Origin of the sequence: Streptomyces bullii (assembly GCF_042657145.1) — a bacterium.
GTDB lineage: Bacteria > Actinomycetota > Actinomycetes > Streptomycetales > Streptomycetaceae > Streptomyces > Streptomyces bullii.
Genome location: NZ_JBHSNY010000010.1, coordinates 268,058 through 284,116, shown reverse-complemented (window position 1 = coordinate 284,116; position 16,059 = coordinate 268,058). Strand labels below are relative to the sequence as shown.

The window sequence follows — 16,059 nt, the reverse complement described above, 5'->3', positions numbered from 1 at the left end:
TCTTGACCGAGCAACTGTGTCGGGCGAACCGAGCGGGGTGAGGGTGATGGCGACCAAGGACACCGGCGGCGGACAGCAGAAGGCGACCCGGTCCACCGAGGAGGTCGAGGAGCAGGCGCCGGAGGCGCAGGCATCGGAGGACCTCAAGGAGCGGCACGAGAAGCTGAACGACGACGTGGACTCCGTCCTCGACGAGATCGACGACGTCCTGGAAGAGAACGCCGAGGATTTCGTGAGGTCGTTCGTTCAGAAGGGTGGCCAGTAAGCCCGCCTTTCCTTCGAAACGAAGGTCTGCGACGCGGGGCCGTGACGGACGAGCCGCGGTGGGGTACTGCGCGCGGCGTGCTGCGAGCACGCCGCGCGCAGTCTTCCCCCCGGCACACCGTGTGATCTGCTGAAAGTCCCCGGCCGCGCAGGTGGATCACTCCCGCAACGGGGGTAGGGTCCGTGGCGTACTGTGCTGCAACTGCAATTTCGGCGTCGGCCTGTTGAGGGGCGGTCCCTGAAGCCGCGAGCCGAGCTGCCGACTACTTGGAAGGAAACGCGTGGAAGCCAACACTCGTAGCACCGGGCGTCTACCAGCTGCCTTCCTGACGCCAGGGTCTTCCTCCTTCATGGACTTCCTGTCCGAGCACCAGCCGGAACTGCTGCCCGGCAACCGGCAACTGCCCCCCGTCCAGGGCGTGATCGAGGCGCCGCACGGCACGACCATCGTCGCCGTCACGTTCCCCGGCGGCGTCGTGCTGGCCGGTGACCGGCGGGCCACCATGGGCAACGTCATCGCGCAGCGGGACATCGAGAAGGTCTTCCCGGCCGACGAGTACTCAGCGGTGGGCATCGCCGGCACGGCGGGCCTGGCCGTGGAGATGGTGAAGCTGTTCCAGCTGGAGCTCGAGCACTTCGAGAAGGTGGAGGGTGCGCAGCTGTCGCTGGAGGGCAAGGCGAACCGGCTGTCGACCATGATCCGGTCCAACCTCGGCATGGCGATGCAGGGCCTGGCCGTGGTCCCGCTCTTCGCGGGCTACGACATCGACCGGGAAAAGGGCCGGATCTTCTCCTACGACGTGACGGGCGGACGCTCCGAGGAGCAGGGGTACGCGGCCACCGGCTCCGGTTCCATCTTCGCCCGCGGCGCCATGAAGAAGCTCTTCCGCGACGACCTGAGCGAGGCCGAGGCCACCACTCTCGTGGTCCAGGCCCTCTACGACGCGGCAGACGACGACTCGGCGACCGGTGGTCCCGATGTCGCCCGCCGGATCTACCCCATCGTCACCGTGATCACCGAGGACGGCTTCCGCCGGCTCACCGAGGACGAGGCGGCCCAGATCGCGCGCTCGGTCCTCGAGCGGCGGCTGGAGCAGCCCGACGGTCCGCGGGCCGCGCTGCTGTAGCCGGCGGCGCTCTGTTGTCAGGTGATCCAGTGACTTCCACAGAAAGGGACGGATAACCGGTGTCGACGCCGTTCTATGTCTCACCCCAGCAGGCCATGGCCGACCGGGCGGAGTACGCCCGCAAGGGCATCGCCCGTGGTCGCAGCCTGGTCGTGCTGCAGTACGCCGACGGCATCGTGTTCGTCGGCGAGAACCCGTCCCGCGCGCTGCACAAGTTCAGCGAGATCTACGACCGGATCGGCTTCGCGGCCGCCGGCAAGTACAACGAGTACGAGAACCTGCGGATCGGCGGCGTGCGCTACGCCGACCTGCGGGGGTACACGTACGACCGCGACGATGTCACCGCTCGGGGCCTGGCCAACGTGTACGCCCAGACGCTGGGCACGATCTTCTCGAGCGCGGCGGAGAAGCCGTACGAGGTGGAGCTGGTCGTCGCCGAGGTCGGGGTGACGCCGGACGGCGACCAGATCTACCGGCTGCCGCACGACGGGTCCATCGTCGACGAGCACGGCTCCGTGGCCGTGGGCGGCAACGCGGAGCAGATCAGCAGCTACCTGGACCAGCGCCACCGGGACGGCATGACGCTGGCCGAGGCGCTCAAGCTGGCCGTGCAGGCACTCTCCCGCGACACGAACGGCAGTGAGCGGGAGATCCCCGCGGAGCGGCTGGAGGTCGCGGTGCTGGACCGTACGCGTCCCCAGAAGCGCAAGTTCAAGCGCATCACCGGGCGTCAGCTGTCCCGGCTGCTGGAGGCGGCCGGTGCGTCGACGGCCGACGAGGCGGAGTCCTCCTCGGACGGCGAGTAGTCCCGCTCCCACCGCCACGCGTCGCAGCGCCCCGACCGGTCACCGGCCGGGGCGCGCGGCGTTGTGCCTGCGGGGGTGGCCGGCCCGTGACGCCCGCGGCGCGAGCGCCTTCTAGCGCGGCGCTGCCGTGGAGCCCCGGACGACCAGCTGCACCGGGATGTCGCCGGCTTCCGGTGTCCGGCCCTCCAGGACCGCCAGCAGCGCCCGCATGCCGCGTTCGCCGAACAGCTCCGCGTCCAGCCGTACCGTCGTCAGCTCGGGGTCGATGGCGGTGGCCAGGGCCAGATCGTCCAGGCCCGTGACGGAGACGTCGTCGGGGACGCGCAGGCCCAGGCGGCGGATCGCCTTGTACGCGCCGGCCGCGAGCTGGTCGTCGTCGCAGACCAGGGCGGTCGGCCGGGGCCCGGGAGCCGAGAGGGCGGCCTCCGAGACCGTGACGGCGCCCGCGATGGAGATGGGGGACCGGACGGTGCGGACCGAGGTCCCCGGCACGGTGCCGAGCCGTGCGGCCAGCTCCCGGGCGCGTACCTCGAAGGTCCACGACGGCACGTCCGCCGCCAGGTGCAGGAAGCGGCGGTGGCCCAGGGCCAGCAGATGCTCGGCGACCTGGCGCATACCGTCGGCGATGTCCAGGTTGACCGTCGCGGCGCCCATGCTGCCCTCCGGGTCGCTGTCCAGCATCACCAGCGGCAGCTGGTCGCCCCGGATCGCGGTGAGCGCGTCGGCGGCCATGGACGAGGCGATGACACCGTCCAGGGCGGCCTGGGCGGAGGCGAAGGGGTCCCGGGCCGGGCCGATGCCCTCGGGGGAGGGGTAGAGCACCACGCCGAAGCCGTGCTCGGCAGCCACCCGGGTGGCGCCGGTGTAGACGCCCGCGAAGAACTCCGTCGTCAGGGCGGGGACGACGAGCAGGACGGTGCGGGTGCGGCCCAGGCGCAGGTTGCGGGCCGCCAGGTTCGGGCGGTAGCCCAGGTCACGGGCGGCGTCGCGGACGCGCTCCGCCGTGGCCTGCGAGACGCGGCCGCGCCACTTGTCGCCGAGCACCAGGGAGACCGCGGCCTGGGAGACGCCGGCGGCCTGGGCGACGTCCCGGCTCGTGGGGCGGGTGCTGCCTCGTGCCACCGTCGGCCTGCTCCTTCGCGACTCGTGCATCGTATGGACTCCCGAACAGCGGCCATGGTACGTATGGGAGGAGACGTTATACGTAAAACCCTGGGCGGCCCGGTGGGCGTCGCGGGTGAGCGAAGGGTGGGACATGGCCACGGGATACCTGGAGATACTCCGGGCGCGGCACGCCGCCCGGCTGCTTGTCGGCACGCTGGTGGGCCGGCTGCCCAACGCGACGGCGGCCCTCGCGATCGTGCTGTTCGTGCGGGCCGAGGGCGGTTCGTACAGTCTCGCGGGCGCCCTCGCGGCCGTGTACGGCGTCGCCAACGCCGTGGGGCAGCCGGTGCTGGGTCGGCTGGTGGATCTGCACGGGCAGCCCCGGGTGCAGCTGCCCGCGGCCCTCGGAGCGGGCCTGGCCATGGCCGTCTTCGCCTTCGTGGGCATCGGCGCGCTGCCGGTCGCCTACGCCGCCGTGGCCGCCGCAGGGCTGTTCACACCGCCCCTGGAGGGCGGTCTGCGGGCCCTGTGGCCCTCCGTGCTGCGCCGGGAGGACCAGGTGCACACGGCGTACGCCATGGACGCGGTGGCCCAGGAGGTGATGTTCACCGTCGGGCCGCTGCTCGTGACGCTGTGCGTGTCGCTCTGGTCGGCCCAGGCCGCGCTGCTCGTGCTGAACGTCATCGGTGTGCTGGGCGCGCTGTCCGTGGTGATCTCGCCGCCCTCGCGCGCGTGGCGGTCGTCGCCGCGTGAGGCGCACTGGCTGGGCGCCCTGCGTTCGGCGGGGATGCTGGCGCTGCTCGGCGCGTTCCTGTTCATCGGGATCGCGCTCGGGTCCATCACCGTCGCGGCGGTGCCGTACGCGGACGAGCACGGCGGCGACGTCGTGTACGGGTGGCTGATGGCCGCCCTCGGGCTCGGTGCGCTCATCGGCGGCTCCGTGTACGGGGCCCGGCAGTGGGCCGGCGAGGCCGCGCGGCGACTGCAGGTGCTGGTGGCCCTTCTGGCGGTGTGTTATCTGCCGCTGATGCTGATGCCCGGCGCGGTCGCCATGGTGGCGCTCACCGTGCTCGCCGGAGTCTTTTTGGCGCCGTCCATCGCCTGCGCGTTCGTCCTGGTCGACCGGCACGCGCCGCGCGGCACGGTCACCGAGGCGTTCTCCTGGCTGGTGACGATGTTCACGGTGGGTCACTCCGTCGGCACGGGTGTCGCGGGCCCGGTGGTCGAGGCCGGCGGCGCCCGGTGGGGATTCGCCGTGCCGTGGGTCGCGGGAACCGTGTCCCTGTTGGTTTTGGTCGCCACGGGACGGGTACTCGCAGCTACCGCCCGGACAGCGGTGGTTGCCGCCAGTTCGGAAAATGATCCGAACCGTGCCGTCGAACCCCGTTTCAGCTCAGGGGATCGGGCGTAATGTTCACTCATGGACCGCCGCATTTTCGGGCTGGAGAACGAGTACGGCGTCACGTGCACGTTCAGGGGACAGCGCCGCCTGTCGCCTGACGAGGTGGCGCGGTACCTCTTCCGCCGTGTCGTGTCATGGGGCCGCAGCAGCAATGTCTTTCTGCGTAACGGCGCCCGCCTCTATCTCGACGTGGGGTCACATCCGGAATACGCCACACCCGAATGTGACAACGTGATCGAACTGGTCACCCACGACAAGGCCGGCGAGCGCATTCTGGAAGGACTCCTGGTAGACGCGGAACGACGCCTGCACGAGGAGGGAATCGCGGGCGACGTCTACCTCTTCAAGAACAACACCGATTCGGCGGGCAACTCCTACGGCTGCCACGAGAACTATCTGGTGGCCCGGCACGGGGAGTTCTCCCGGCTCGCGGACATCCTCATTCCGTTCCTGGTGACGAGGCAGTTGCTGTGCGGTGCCGGCAAGGTGCTGCAGACGCCGCGCGGCGCCGTGTACTGCGTCAGCCAGCGGGCCGAGCACATCTGGGAGGGCGTCTCCTCGGCGACGACCCGCTCCCGGCCGATCATCAACACCCGCGACGAGCCGCACGCGGACGCCGAGCGCTACCGCCGTCTGCACGTCATCGTGGGCGACTCGAACATGTCCGAGACGACCATGCTGCTGAAGGTCGGCGCCACCGACCTGGTGCTCCGCATGATCGAGGCGGGCACGGTGATGCGCGACCTCACCCTGGAGAACCCGATCCGGGCGATCCGCGAGGTCAGCCACGACATCACCGGCCGCCGCAAGGTCCGCCTCGCAAGCGGCCGCGAGGCCTCCGCCCTGGAGGTGCAGCGCGAGTACTACGAGAAGGCCCTGGACTTCTGCGAGCGCCGCGGTATCCGCACCGGCACGGTGGAGCAGGTCCTGGAGCTGTGGGGCCGCACGCTGGACGCGATCGAGTCCGAGGACCTCGACCGCATCGATACCGAGATCGACTGGGTCATGAAGTACAAGCTCATCGAGCGGTACCGGGCCAAGCACAACATGACCATGTCGCACCCGCGGGTCGCCCAGATAGACCTCGCCTACCACGACATCCACCGCCGTCGTGGCCTGTACTACCTGCTCGAGAAGAAGGGTCAAGCAGCCCGGATCTGCAACGACTTGAAGATCTTCGAAGGCAAGTCCGTTCCGCCGCAGACCACTCGTGCCCGGCTGCGCGGCGACTTCATCCGGCGGGCCCAGGAACAGCGCCGGGACTTCACCGTGGACTGGGTCCACCTCAAGCTCAACGACCAGGCCCAGCGCACGGTGTTGTGCAAGGACCCGTTCCGTTCCGTGGACGACCGCGTGGAGAAGCTGATCGCCGGCATGTGAGTCGGCCGGCTGTCCGGGGAGGACCAGGACGCCCGATGCCCGAGGCGGCGACGCCCGCGGGTGTCGGGCGTTCGTATGACGGCGTGTCTCGTGGGAACCCGGGCGCGCGGCGCGCACGTCGTAGAGTGGCTGGCATTGCCCTCGCCACCGACCCCCAGTTGGACTGATGAACTACAACACGAAACGCCGCGTCGCGGCGCTGCTGGCCGTTCCCGCCCTGCTGTTCACCGCCGCCTGCGGCTCGGAGGACGACAAGGGCGGCGAATCGGCGGAAGGCGTCGCTCAGATCCAGGGGAAGTTCGGGGCCAAGCCCGAGATCTCCGCACCCAAGGACGCGGAGCCGTCCGACAAGACCGTGGTCAAGACGGTCTCGGCGGGCAAGGGGCCCGAGATCAAGGCTTCCGATTTCGTCCGGCTGGACTGGACCGTCGAGAAGTGGGGCGGCGGCCAGCCGCTGGGCGGCACCTGGGCCACCGCCTCCCCGGACGCCAAGACGCCCCGGCGGCAGTCCGTCGAGCAGGTCGGCAAGCAGAGCCAGCAGCTGCCCGCCAAGGTCCTGGACGCCGTGAAGGGCAAGAAGGCCGGCAGCAGGATCCTGGTGCAGGGCACCGCGGGCGACCTGATCGGGCAGGGGCTGAACACCGCCTCCGGCATCACCGAGAAGGACGTGCTGGTCTGGGTGCTCGACGCGGTCGGCGACACCAGCGTGGACACCAAGGCCGAGGCCAAGGGCGAGCAGGCGGCCTCCGAGGAGGGCATGCCGGAGGTCGAGGCCCCCTCGCAGAAGGCCGCGACCATCACGATCCCCAAGGGCACCAAGGCACCCAAGAAGCTCGAGGAGCAGGTGCTGATCAAGGGCGACGGCAAGAAGGTCGAGGCCGGTCAGGGGCTCATCGCCCAGTACACCGGGGTCAAGTGGGAGGACGGCAAGAAGTTCGACTCCTCCTGGGACCACGGCGGCGCCACCGCCTTCCAGATCGGCACCGGCTCAGTGGTGGCCGGCTGGGACCAGGGGCTGGTCGGCAAGAACGTCGGCGACCGCGTGCTGCTGGTGATCCCGCCGTCCCTCGGCTACGGCGCCAGCCCCGGCAGCGAGCTGGCCAAGAACACCCTGGTCTTCGTGGTGGATATCCTCGGCACCGTCTGATCGAAGCGTCTGTGAGACTGTCCTGACGCAGGTCACGCAACAAGGAGAGATTGAGTGAGCATCGAGAAGCCCGAGATCGACTTCCCGGGCGGCGAGCCCCCGGCGGACCTCGAGATCAAGGACATCTGGGAAGGCGACGGCCCGGTCGCGCAGGCGGGTCAGACCGTCACCGTCCACTACGTGGGCGTCGCCTTCAGCACGGGCGAGGAGTTCGACGCAAGCTGGAACCGGGGCACCCCGTTCCGCTTCCCCCTGGGCGGCGGCCGGGTCATCAAGGGCTGGGACCTCGGCGTGCAGGGCATGAAGGTCGGTGGCCGCCGCCAGCTGACCATCCCCGCGCACCTCGCCTACGGCAACCAGAGCCCGACCCCGGCGATCAAGCCCGGCGAGACCCTGATCTTCGTGGTCGACCTGCTCGGCGTCTGATCGGCGGTCGACCGACGGCCGCGCGGCGTGTGATCGACGGCGATCCGGAGCGATCGCCGACGGATCACCGACTGATCGAGCCGGAGAAGGACCACTGATCGATCCGGAGAGAACGGTCCGATCATCGGACGGTGTTCGTACGGAATCCGACCGGAGCCGATCACCTGGGGCCCATGCCTGTCCGGGCATGGGCCCTCGGCTTTTGCGGCGCCACCGGTGAGCGGTACGGTCATCGTTCGTAAGCACCATAGGGAGGCGAAGGGCGTCGATGGCCATTGCCAAGGCCGAGCGGCTGATGAACCTGGCGCTGTGTCTGCTCGGGACGCGGCGGCCGCTCAGCAAGCGCGAGCTGCGCGAGTCCATCGAGGCCTATCTCGAAGCCGGGAGCGACGACTCCTTCAACCGGATGTTCGAGCGCGACAAGGACGACCTGCGCGAACTCGGACTCGTGATCGAGACCGTCGAGAGCCTCGACGGCGAGGTCGGCTACCTGGCCCGCCGCGACAGCAACCGCCTTCCGCCGATCACCCTCGACGCTGAGGAAGCCGCCGCGCTGGGGCTCGCCGCCAAGGTCTGGCAGCAGGCCCGGCTCGCCGGCGCGGCCAGCGGCGCCCTGCAGAAGCTGCGCGCGGCCGGGCTGCCCGAGAACGTCGACCCGTACGAGGCGCACGGTGCGCTGGAACCGCGCATCCCCGTGCACGAGGCCGCGTTCGAGCCGCTGATGCTGGCCTGCCGCGACCGCCGCCCCGTTGTCTTCGACTACCGCAAGGCCAACGCCGCCCAGCCCGAGCAGAGGCATGTCGAGCCGTGGGCGCTGGAGTGCTGGCGCGGCCACTGGTACCTGGCGGGCTGGGACCGGGACCGGGGCGCCGAGCGGGTCTTCCGGCTGTCCCGGATCACGGGGAAGGTGCGTTCGCGGAGCGGCAGGTTCATCGCGCCCGTGCCCGACGTCGTCACCGTCCGGGAGACGGTCGCGAGCTGGGCGGGGGAGACCGCTGACCGTTCCGCGCGCATCCGGCTGCGCTCGGGTGCGGGGTACCCCCTGCGCGCGAAGGCCACCTCGGTGCGGGAACTCGGCGACGGCTGGGACGAGTTGGAGATTCCGTACGGGCACGGCCTGGACGCCTGGCTGGTGGAGTTCGGGCCCGACGTGGTCGTCCTGGAGCCGGCAGAACTGCGGGCCGACGTGGTGGACCGGCTGCGTGCCGTGGCCAAGGGCTGAGGGGGACGGAGCAACACTGTGGCAGGCAAACCGGTCAGGCCCGTGAACGCCATCGACCAGACCCGGCGGATGCTCTCCCTGGTCACCTATCTGCGGGAGCGTCCCGGGGCCAGGGTCGCCGACGTGGCACGCGCCTTCGGGATCACCGAGGACGAGCTGGTCTCCGACCTCGACGTGCTGCCGATGTGCGGCACCAGCTTCCGCGGCGGCGACCTGCTCGACATCGACACCGACGGCGAACGCATCTGGTGGCACAACCCCGCCGCCCTCGGGGCGGAGGCGGCCGAGCCGCTGCGGCTCGCCGCCGACGAGGCCACCGCCCTGCTGGTCGCCGCCCGCGCCGTGGCGACGCTGCCCGGACTGCGCGAGGGTGACCGGCAGGCGCTGCTGCGGGCGACCGCGAAGGTGGAGGCCGCGGCCGGCGAGGCGGCGGGCGCCAGTTCCCGGCTGTCGGTGACCTTCGAGTCCGAGGGCGGCGTCTTCGCGGACGTCGACCGGGCCATCGCCGAGCGCCGCCGCCTGTGGATCCGCTACTACTCGCCCGCCCGCGACGAGGTCACCGAGCGCGAGATCGACCCGATCCGCCTGGTCAGCGTCGGCCACACATACGTGGAGGCCTGGTGCCGCCGCTCCGAGGCGCGCCGCACCTTCCGCCTCGACCGGGTCGCCGAGATCAAGATCCTGGACGAGCCGTCCGCGCCGCCGGAGATCGAGCTGCGCGACCTGTCGGAGGGGCTGGTGCAGCCCGCGGCCGAGGACCCCGAGGTCGTGGTGGAGGTCGGCCCGGGCGGACGCTGGGTGGCCGAGTACTACCCGCACGACAGCGCCGATGAGCTCCCCGACGGCGGACTGCGTATCAGCCTGCGGACCCCGGACCCGGCGTCGCTCAGGCGCCTGGCGCTGCGGCTCGGGCGCGACGGCCGGATCGTCTCGCCGCCCGAGCTGGCCGACAGCGCCCGGCAGGCGGCCCGCGAGGCGCTCGCGGCCTACGACGGTGTCGACGCGGTCGAGGCACGCGAACCGTTCGCGGCGCACGGGGGCCGGTTCGGGCAGGGGGGACAGGTCGGGCAGGACGGCAGACAGGAGCGAGGGCTTTGAGTAAGTCGGCGATGTCTGGTGTGGGGGGTGTGACGGTGGCGTCCGCGTTCGCCGGGATGACGAGTGTGTCCCCCGTGGTGTTCCGGGCCGGCTGCCCGGACTGCCGGGGGCGCTTCGAGCTCGCCGCGAGCGCGCTGCGCCTGGCCATCGGCGCCACGAGCCGCACCACGTTCTACTCGTTCACCTGCCCCGAGTGCGGCGCCTCCGTCCGCAAGCCGGCGGGGGAGCGGATCGTCGAGCTGCTGACCGGCGGTGGCGTGCGCACCCTGCGACTGCACTCCACGGTGTAGTCCGTTCCTGGACGCCCTCCGGGAGCGTCTAGGCTCGGCGTCATGTTCTGGCCGATGTTCGCGGTTGCTGTGGGTTTCCTGGGTCTCGCGGTGCTCGGGGTGTTCGCCGTACAAGTCTTCGTGGAGGCGCGGCGCCTCGGCAGGCAGGTCACGGACTCCGCGCGCCGCATCAACCGGGCCGCCGAGGATCTGGAGCGGGCGGCACAGAGCGCGGCCCGTTCCGCGGACGCCCTGTGAGTCGCGCCCCCGGCGTGACGTGTGAGTCCGGCGTGAGAGGCGCTTTGAGCCGCTTCGCCCTGTCACCTTGCGGGTTCCGCCAGGTACGCTGCTGGTCGCGGCCCGAGAACGAGGCCCGGACCGCGGACGGGAGCACGCACAGGGTATGCACGGGGATTGCCTCACGTTTACCCCCGAGCGTTACGATCGCTGCCAGCACGATCGTTCGGACACTTGTCCGACCGGTCGGACAGCACCCCACCCCAGCCGCCTCGGTGAGAAGGTAAAGACTTATGTTCGGAAGGCTCGGAGCCCCCGAGATCATTCTCATCCTCGTCGTCATCATCCTGCTGTTCGGCGCGAAGAAGCTTCCGGACATGGCGCGCTCGCTCGGCAAGTCCGCTCGCATCCTCAAGAGCGAGGCGAAGGCGATGAAGGAGGAGGGCAAGACCTCCACCACCCCGGCCGGCCCGCCCAACGAGGAGCCCCCGGCGCAGCGCACCATCCAGGCCGCCCCCGGCGACGTCACCAGCTCCCGCCCGGTCGCGGAGCCGACGGACACCACCAAGCGCTGACGCAGGGCCGGTGACCTCCGGCCCGCCGCACGAGATGGGAACGTGGGTTGCTGAAGCCTGCCCGCAAGAAGGAGAAGGATCCCGAGGGGCGGATGCCCCTCGCGGAGCACCTTCGTGAGCTCCGCAACCGGCTCGCGAAGGGCCTTCTGGCCATTGTCGTCGTCACCGTGGTGGCCGCCTTCTTCTACAACGACATCATCAACTTCTTCACCAAGCCGATCCTGAGCGAGATCGGTTGCTCGCAGAGCTTCGAGGAACTGGCACGGTCGCAGCCGGACGACAACCCGTGCGCCCGCATCACGATCAACGGTCTGCTCACGCCGTTCACCCTGGCGCTGAAGGTGTCCCTGATGGCCGGTGTCGTGCTGGCCTCGCCGGTCTGGCTGTACCAGCTGTGGGCGTTCGTCGCGCCCGGTCTGCACAAGCACGAGAAGAAGTACGCCTACGCGTTCGTCGGCACGGGCTTCCCGCTCTTCCTCGGCGGTGCCTTCTTCGCTTACAAGGTGCTGCCCACCACGGCGAAGGTGCTCATCGAGTTCACGCCGTTCGGCGTCGACAACCTGCTGCCGCTTGACGACCTGCTCGACCTCGTCACGCGCATGGTGGTCGTCTTCGGCCTCTCCTTCGAGCTGCCCCTGCTCCTGGTCATGCTCAACTTCACCGGAGCCATCTCGGGTAAGCGCATGCTCGGCTGGTGGCGTGGCATGATCATGGGCATCACCGTCTTCGCCGCAGTCGCCACGCCCAGTACCGACCCGCTGACCATGCTGGCCCTCGCCGGACCGATCTGGGTCCTGTACTTCGGTGCCGTGCTCGTCGCGCTGGCCAACGACCGCCGCAGGCGCCGCCGCGAGGCCCTGGGCCCCGCCGACGACGAGGCCTCCGACCTAGACCTCACCCCCGAGGACATCGGGGAGATCGAGGCCGTGAGCGCGAGCCGGGCCCTGCCGGAGCAGGCGAGCAGGGACCGGGTCAACGGTTATGACGACGTGACCTGAAGATCGGGACGCAGCTCGTAGGGTCACTCCGTGACCAGCGAGATCACCCTCTTCGTCAACCCCACCGCGGGCCGCGGCCGGGGCGCCCGGGCGGCGCAGCCGGCCGCTTCGGCGTTGCGAGCGGCCGGCTTCTGCGTGCGCACGGTCGTCGGGGAGCACCCCGAGGACGCCCTCACGCGCGCGCGTGCCGCCGTCGCGGACGGTACGGGCGCGGTGATCGCCGTCGGCGGGGACGGCATGGTCAACCTCGCGCTGCGGGCCGTCGCCGGCACGCCCACTCCGCTCGGCGTGGTCGCCGTCGGCACCGGCAACGACTTCGCCCGCGTCCTCGGGCTGCCCGTGCGCCGGCCGGCCGCCGCCGGCCGCATGATCGCCGACGCCCTCAAGTGCGGCTGGCTGCGCGACATCGACCTCGGGTGGGCCGGGGACCGCTGGTTCGGCACGGTCCTCGCCTCCGGGTTCGACTCCCGCGTCAACGACCGCGGCAACCGCATGCGGTGGCCCGCCGGGCGCCTCAAGTACGACCTGGCGATGCTCGCCGAGCTCGCCGCGTTCCGGCCGTTCCCGTACTTGATCCGGCTGGACGGCGGCGACGTCCGGGAAATCGAGGCCACGCTCGTCGCCGTTGGGAACGGTTCGTCGTACGGAGGCGGCATGCGGATCTGCCCCGGCGCCGATCCGGCGGACGGGCTGTTCGACGTCACGGTGGTCGGGGACTGCGGCCGCGGGACGCTGCTGCGGGTGTTCCCGACGGTGTACCGGGGGACGCACGTCGACCATCCCAAGGTGAGCGTGTTCCGGGCGGCCGAGGTCGAGATCGCCGCCGAGGGGATCACCGGCTACGCCGACGGCGAACCGCTCGGGCCGCTGCCCCTGACCGTGCGCTGCATACCGGCGGCCGTGCGGGTCCTGGGCCCCTGAGCTGCGCGTACCCGAGGTTTCGCGAGGGCGTATCCGGATAATGATCGTCCTGTTGTCAGTGCGGCCCGGTACGCTCGAAAGCACGATGACAGAGGACCTCTCACCGGCCGAGCGGTACGCGGCAGCACGCAGGCGCGCTGTCGAGCAGGCCACCGCCCTCGCCTCCTTCCGCGAGATGTACGACTTCGGCCTCGACCCCTTCCAGATCGAGGCCTGCCAGGCGCTCGAGGCGGGGAAGGGCGTGCTGGTCGCCGCGCCCACCGGCTCCGGCAAGACGATCGTCGGCGAGTTCGCCGTCCATCTCGCCCTCCAGCAGGGCAAGAAGTGCTTCTACACGACACCGATCAAGGCGCTGTCGAACCAGAAGTACGCCGACCTGTGCCGCCGCTACGGCACGGGCAAGGTGGGCCTGCTCACCGGCGACAACAGCGTCAACTCCGACGCCCCGGTGGTCGTGATGACCACCGAGGTGCTGCGGAACATGCTCTACGCGGGCTCGCAGACGCTGCTCGGCCTCGGCTACGTGGTCATGGACGAGGTGCACTACCTCTCCGACCGGTTCCGCGGCGCCGTCTGGGAGGAAGTGATCATCCACCTCCCCGAGTCCGTGACCCTCGTGTCGCTGTCCGCGACCGTATCGAACGCCGAGGAGTTCGGCGACTGGCTCGACACCGTCCGCGGCGACACCGAGGTGATCGTCTCCGAGCACCGGCCCGTGCCGCTGTTCCAGCACGTGCTGGCCGGGCGTCGGATGTACGACCTGTTCGAGGAGGGCGAGGGCCACAAGAAGGCCGTCAACCCCGACCTCACGCGGATGGCGCGCATGGAGGCGAGCCGTCCGTCGTACATGGACCGGCGGCGCGGCAGGTCCCTGCGCGAGGCGGACCGGGAGCGCGAGCGCCGACAGCGGTCCCGGGTGTGGACGCCGAGCCGGCCCGAGGTCATCGAACGGCTCGACGCCGAGGGCCTGCTGCCCGCGATCACGTTCATCTTCAGCCGGGCGGCCTGCGAGGCCGCCGTCCAGCAGTGCCTGTACGCGGGCCTGCGGCTGAACGACGAGGAGGCCCGGGAGAGGGTGCGCACGCTCGTCGAGGAGCGCACGGCCTCCATCCCGTCCGAGGACCTGCACGTCCTCGGCTACTACGAATGGCTGGAGGGCCTGGAGCGCGGTATCGCCGCCCACCACGCGGGCATGCTGCCGACCTTCAAGGAGGTCGTCGAGGAGCTCTTCGTCCGCGGCCTGGTCAAGGCCGTCTTCGCCACCGAGACCCTCGCGCTCGGCATCAACATGCCGGCCCGCTCGGTGGTGTTGGAGAAGCTCGTCAAGTGGAACGGCGAACAGCACGCCGACATCACCCCCGGCGAGTACACGCAGCTGACGGGGCGCGCGGGCCGGCGCGGCATCGACGTCGAGGGCCATGCCGTCGTGCTGTGGCAGCGCGGCATGAACCCCGAGCACCTCGCGGGACTGGCCGGCACACGCACGTACCCGCTGCGGTCCAGCTTCAAGCCGTCGTACAACATGGCGGTCAATCTGGTCGAGCAGTTCGGCCGGCACCGCTCGAGGGAGCTGCTGGAGACGTCGTTCGCCCAGTTCCAGGCCGACAAGTCGGTCGTCGGCATCTCCCGGCAGGTGCAGCGCAACGAGGAGGGACTGGAGGGCTACAAGGCCTCCATGACCTGCCACCTCGGCGACTTCGAGGAGTACGCGCGGCTGCGCCGGGAACTGAAGGACCGCGAGACGGAGCTGGCCCGGCAGGGCGCCGCACAGCGCCGTGCGGAGGCCGCCGTCGCGCTGGAGAAGCTGAAGCCGGGTGACATCATCCACGTCCCGACCGGCAAGTACGCGGGGCTGGCGCTGGTGCTGGACCCCGGTCTGCCGGCCGGCCGGTCCAACGGCCACCGAGGGCTGGAGCACCACGACGGGCCGCGCCCGCTGGTCCTGACCTCCGAGCGGCAGGTCAAGCGGCTGGCCTCCATCGACTTCCCGGTGCCCGTGGAGCCGTTGGAGCGGATGCGGATCCCGAAGTCCTTCAACCCGCGCTCGCCGCAGTCCCGTCGGGACCTCGCGTCGGCGCTGCGCAGCAAGGCCGGGCACATCGAGCCCGAGCGGCACCGCAAGCGCCGGTCCGTCGCCGCGGACGACCGGGAGATCGCGCGACTGCGCAAGGCACTGCGCGCGCACCCCTGCCACGGGTGCGCCGACCGGGAGGACCACGCCCGTTGGGCCGAGCGCTACTACCGGCTGCTGCGCGACACCTCGCAGCTGGAGCGGCGCATCGAGGGCCGTACCAACACGATCGCCCGGACGTTCGACCGTATCGTCGCGCTGCTGACCGAGCTGGACTACCTGCGTGGTGACGAGGTCACCGAGCACGGCAAGCGGCTGGCGCGGCTGTACGGGGAGCTCGACCTGCTCGCCAGCGAGTGCCTGCGTGCGGGCGTCTGGGAAGGACTGGCCCCGGCGGAACTGGCCGCGTGCGTCTCGGCGTTGGTGTACGAGGCGCGGGTCGGGGACGACGCGTTGGCGCCGAAGCTCCCGTCCGGCAAGGCCAAGGCCGCGCTGGGTGAGACGGTGCGGATCTGGGGGCGCCTTGACGCCCTGGAGGAAGAGTTCCGGATCAGCCAGACCGAGGGCGTCGGGCAGCGTGAGCCCGACCTCGGGTTCGCCTGGGCCGCGTACATGTGGGCCTCCGGCAAGGGGCTGGACGAGGTGCTGCGTGAGGCGGAGATGCCCGCGGGTGACTTCGTGCGGTGGTGCAAGCAGGTGATCGACGTCCTGGGGCAGATCCAGGCGGCGGCGCCTCCGGAGGGGTCGAGCGTGCCGAAGGCGGCACGCAAGGCGGTCGACGGGTTGCTGCGCGGGGTCGTCGCCTACTCGTCGGTGGGGTGACGGGCGTCCCTTCGGGGACGCTCGGGAGACGACGCACGCCAACAGCCGTGCGCCGCGGCACTGTCCTTGGCGTCCGGCGTCTCGATCGTGTCGGGGGGTCGGCCCGTCGGGCGGGCCCCCACCACCGCCGGCCGTGTTTCCGGCTGGAGCAGGGGCGCGACGACCCAGCCCGTCGTCCATGAGCCTGACG

Annotated in this window: 17 protein-coding genes; 16 read left to right on the top strand and 1 reads right to left on the bottom strand. The window is 70.8% G+C overall.

Annotated elements, in window-relative coordinates; genetic code table 11:
• Positions 1 to 46: 46 nt before the first annotated feature.
• From ACFPZJ_RS28485 to prcA, 4 genes are all read left to right on the top strand, one after another.
• Positions 47 to 265: a ubiquitin-like protein Pup gene (locus ACFPZJ_RS28485; protein WP_381027309.1), complete on the top strand. Its 219-nt coding sequence runs from the start codon at positions 47 to 49 to the stop codon at positions 263 to 265.
• 151 nt (positions 266 to 416) lie between these two features.
• Positions 417 to 506: an endonuclease domain-containing protein gene (locus tag ACFPZJ_RS28480; protein ID WP_381027307.1), complete on the top strand. Its 90-nt coding sequence runs from the start codon at positions 417 to 419 to the stop codon at positions 504 to 506.
• A gap of 39 nt (positions 507 to 545) precedes the next feature.
• Positions 546 to 1,391: a proteasome subunit beta gene (gene prcB / locus ACFPZJ_RS28475; protein WP_381027304.1), complete on the top strand. Its 846-nt coding sequence runs from the start codon at positions 546 to 548 to the stop codon at positions 1,389 to 1,391.
• A gap of 59 nt (positions 1,392 to 1,450) precedes the next feature.
• Entirely contained in the window at positions 1,451 to 2,197 is a 747-nt protein-coding gene (gene prcA / locus ACFPZJ_RS28470; protein WP_381027302.1) for a proteasome subunit alpha, read from the top strand.
• Positions 2,198 to 2,308: 111 nt separating this feature from the next.
• Here the strand turns inward: prcA and ACFPZJ_RS28465 are convergent, their stop codons facing one another.
• Positions 2,309 to 3,319, bottom strand: a complete 1,011-nt coding sequence (locus tag ACFPZJ_RS28465) for a LacI family DNA-binding transcriptional regulator (RefSeq protein WP_381027299.1) — start codon at positions 3,317 to 3,319, stop codon at positions 2,309 to 2,311.
• Positions 3,320 to 3,452: 133 nt separating this feature from the next.
• Between ACFPZJ_RS28465 and ACFPZJ_RS28460 the strand changes: the two genes are divergently transcribed.
• The 12 genes from ACFPZJ_RS28460 (at position 3,453) to ACFPZJ_RS28405 (ending at position 15,869) form a co-directional block, all read left to right on the top strand.
• Positions 3,453 to 4,712, top strand: a complete 1,260-nt coding sequence (locus tag ACFPZJ_RS28460) for an MFS transporter (protein ID WP_381027296.1) — start codon at positions 3,453 to 3,455, stop codon at positions 4,710 to 4,712.
• A 9-nt stretch (positions 4,713 to 4,721) separates the two neighbouring features.
• The gene (gene pafA / locus ACFPZJ_RS28455; protein ID WP_086169183.1) at positions 4,722 to 6,083 is read left to right on the top strand and encodes a Pup--protein ligase; all 1,362 of its coding nucleotides are present in this window, start codon (positions 4,722 to 4,724) and stop codon (positions 6,081 to 6,083) included.
• 166 nt (positions 6,084 to 6,249) lie between these two features.
• Positions 6,250 to 7,230 carry an FKBP-type peptidyl-prolyl cis-trans isomerase gene (locus ACFPZJ_RS28450; protein WP_381027293.1) on the top strand — a complete coding sequence of 327 codons (981 nt, stop codon included), beginning with the start codon at positions 6,250 to 6,252 and terminating at the stop codon, positions 7,228 to 7,230.
• 54 nt (positions 7,231 to 7,284) lie between these two features.
• Positions 7,285 to 7,656: an FKBP-type peptidyl-prolyl cis-trans isomerase gene (locus tag ACFPZJ_RS28445; protein ID WP_381027290.1), complete on the top strand. Its 372-nt coding sequence runs from the start codon at positions 7,285 to 7,287 to the stop codon at positions 7,654 to 7,656.
• A 268-nt stretch (positions 7,657 to 7,924) separates the two neighbouring features.
• Positions 7,925 to 8,878, top strand: coding sequence for a helix-turn-helix transcriptional regulator (locus ACFPZJ_RS28440; RefSeq protein WP_381027287.1), 954 nt, complete (start codon positions 7,925 to 7,927; stop codon positions 8,876 to 8,878).
• A gap of 18 nt (positions 8,879 to 8,896) precedes the next feature.
• Positions 8,897 to 9,976: a helix-turn-helix transcriptional regulator gene (locus ACFPZJ_RS28435; protein ID WP_381027284.1), complete on the top strand. Its 1,080-nt coding sequence runs from the start codon at positions 8,897 to 8,899 to the stop codon at positions 9,974 to 9,976.
• On the top strand, positions 9,973 to 10,266 hold the full coding sequence (locus ACFPZJ_RS28430; protein WP_381027281.1) for a hypothetical protein: 294 nt from the start codon (positions 9,973 to 9,975) through the stop codon (positions 10,264 to 10,266). The genes ACFPZJ_RS28435 and ACFPZJ_RS28430 overlap by 4 nt, the downstream gene beginning before the upstream one ends.
• A gap of 42 nt (positions 10,267 to 10,308) precedes the next feature.
• Positions 10,309 to 10,503, top strand: coding sequence for a hypothetical protein (locus tag ACFPZJ_RS28425; protein WP_381027278.1), 195 nt, complete (start codon positions 10,309 to 10,311; stop codon positions 10,501 to 10,503).
• A 272-nt stretch (positions 10,504 to 10,775) separates the two neighbouring features.
• Positions 10,776 to 11,057 (top strand): Sec-independent protein translocase subunit TatA, encoded by a 282-nt coding sequence (gene tatA / locus ACFPZJ_RS28420; protein WP_381027275.1) that lies wholly within the window; start codon positions 10,776 to 10,778, stop codon positions 11,055 to 11,057.
• 47 nt (positions 11,058 to 11,104) lie between these two features.
• Entirely contained in the window at positions 11,105 to 12,055 is a 951-nt protein-coding gene (gene tatC, locus ACFPZJ_RS28415; RefSeq protein ID WP_381027273.1) for a twin-arginine translocase subunit TatC, read from the top strand.
• 30 nt (positions 12,056 to 12,085) lie between these two features.
• Positions 12,086 to 12,976 (top strand): diacylglycerol kinase, encoded by an 891-nt coding sequence (locus ACFPZJ_RS28410; protein WP_381027270.1) that lies wholly within the window; start codon positions 12,086 to 12,088, stop codon positions 12,974 to 12,976.
• Positions 12,977 to 13,016: 40 nt separating this feature from the next.
• Complete coding sequence (locus ACFPZJ_RS28405; protein ID WP_381027267.1) at positions 13,017 to 15,869, top strand: DEAD/DEAH box helicase; 2,853 nt, start codon at positions 13,017 to 13,019, stop codon at positions 15,867 to 15,869.
• Positions 15,870 to 16,059 lie beyond the last annotated feature (190 nt).

Excerpts from the sequence above, each read along its gene's own strand:
- ACFPZJ_RS28485 (WP_381027309.1), top strand. The coding sequence starts at position 47 with ATGGCGACCAAGGACACCGGCGGCGGACAGCAGAAGGCGACCCGGTCC.
- ACFPZJ_RS28460 (WP_381027296.1), top strand. The coding sequence starts at position 3,453 with ATGGCCACGGGATACCTGGAGATACTCCGGGCGCGGCACGCCGCCCGG.
- pafA (WP_086169183.1), top strand. The coding sequence starts at position 4,722 with ATGGACCGCCGCATTTTCGGGCTGGAGAACGAGTACGGCGTCACGTGC.
- ACFPZJ_RS28450 (WP_381027293.1), top strand. The coding sequence starts at position 6,250 with ATGAACTACAACACGAAACGCCGCGTCGCGGCGCTGCTGGCCGTTCCC.
- ACFPZJ_RS28440 (WP_381027287.1), top strand. The coding sequence starts at position 7,925 with ATGGCCATTGCCAAGGCCGAGCGGCTGATGAACCTGGCGCTGTGTCTG.
- ACFPZJ_RS28425 (WP_381027278.1), top strand. The coding sequence starts at position 10,309 with ATGTTCTGGCCGATGTTCGCGGTTGCTGTGGGTTTCCTGGGTCTCGCG.
- tatA (WP_381027275.1), top strand. The coding sequence starts at position 10,776 with ATGTTCGGAAGGCTCGGAGCCCCCGAGATCATTCTCATCCTCGTCGTC.
- ACFPZJ_RS28405 (WP_381027267.1), top strand. The coding sequence starts at position 13,017 with ATGATCGTCCTGTTGTCAGTGCGGCCCGGTACGCTCGAAAGCACGATG.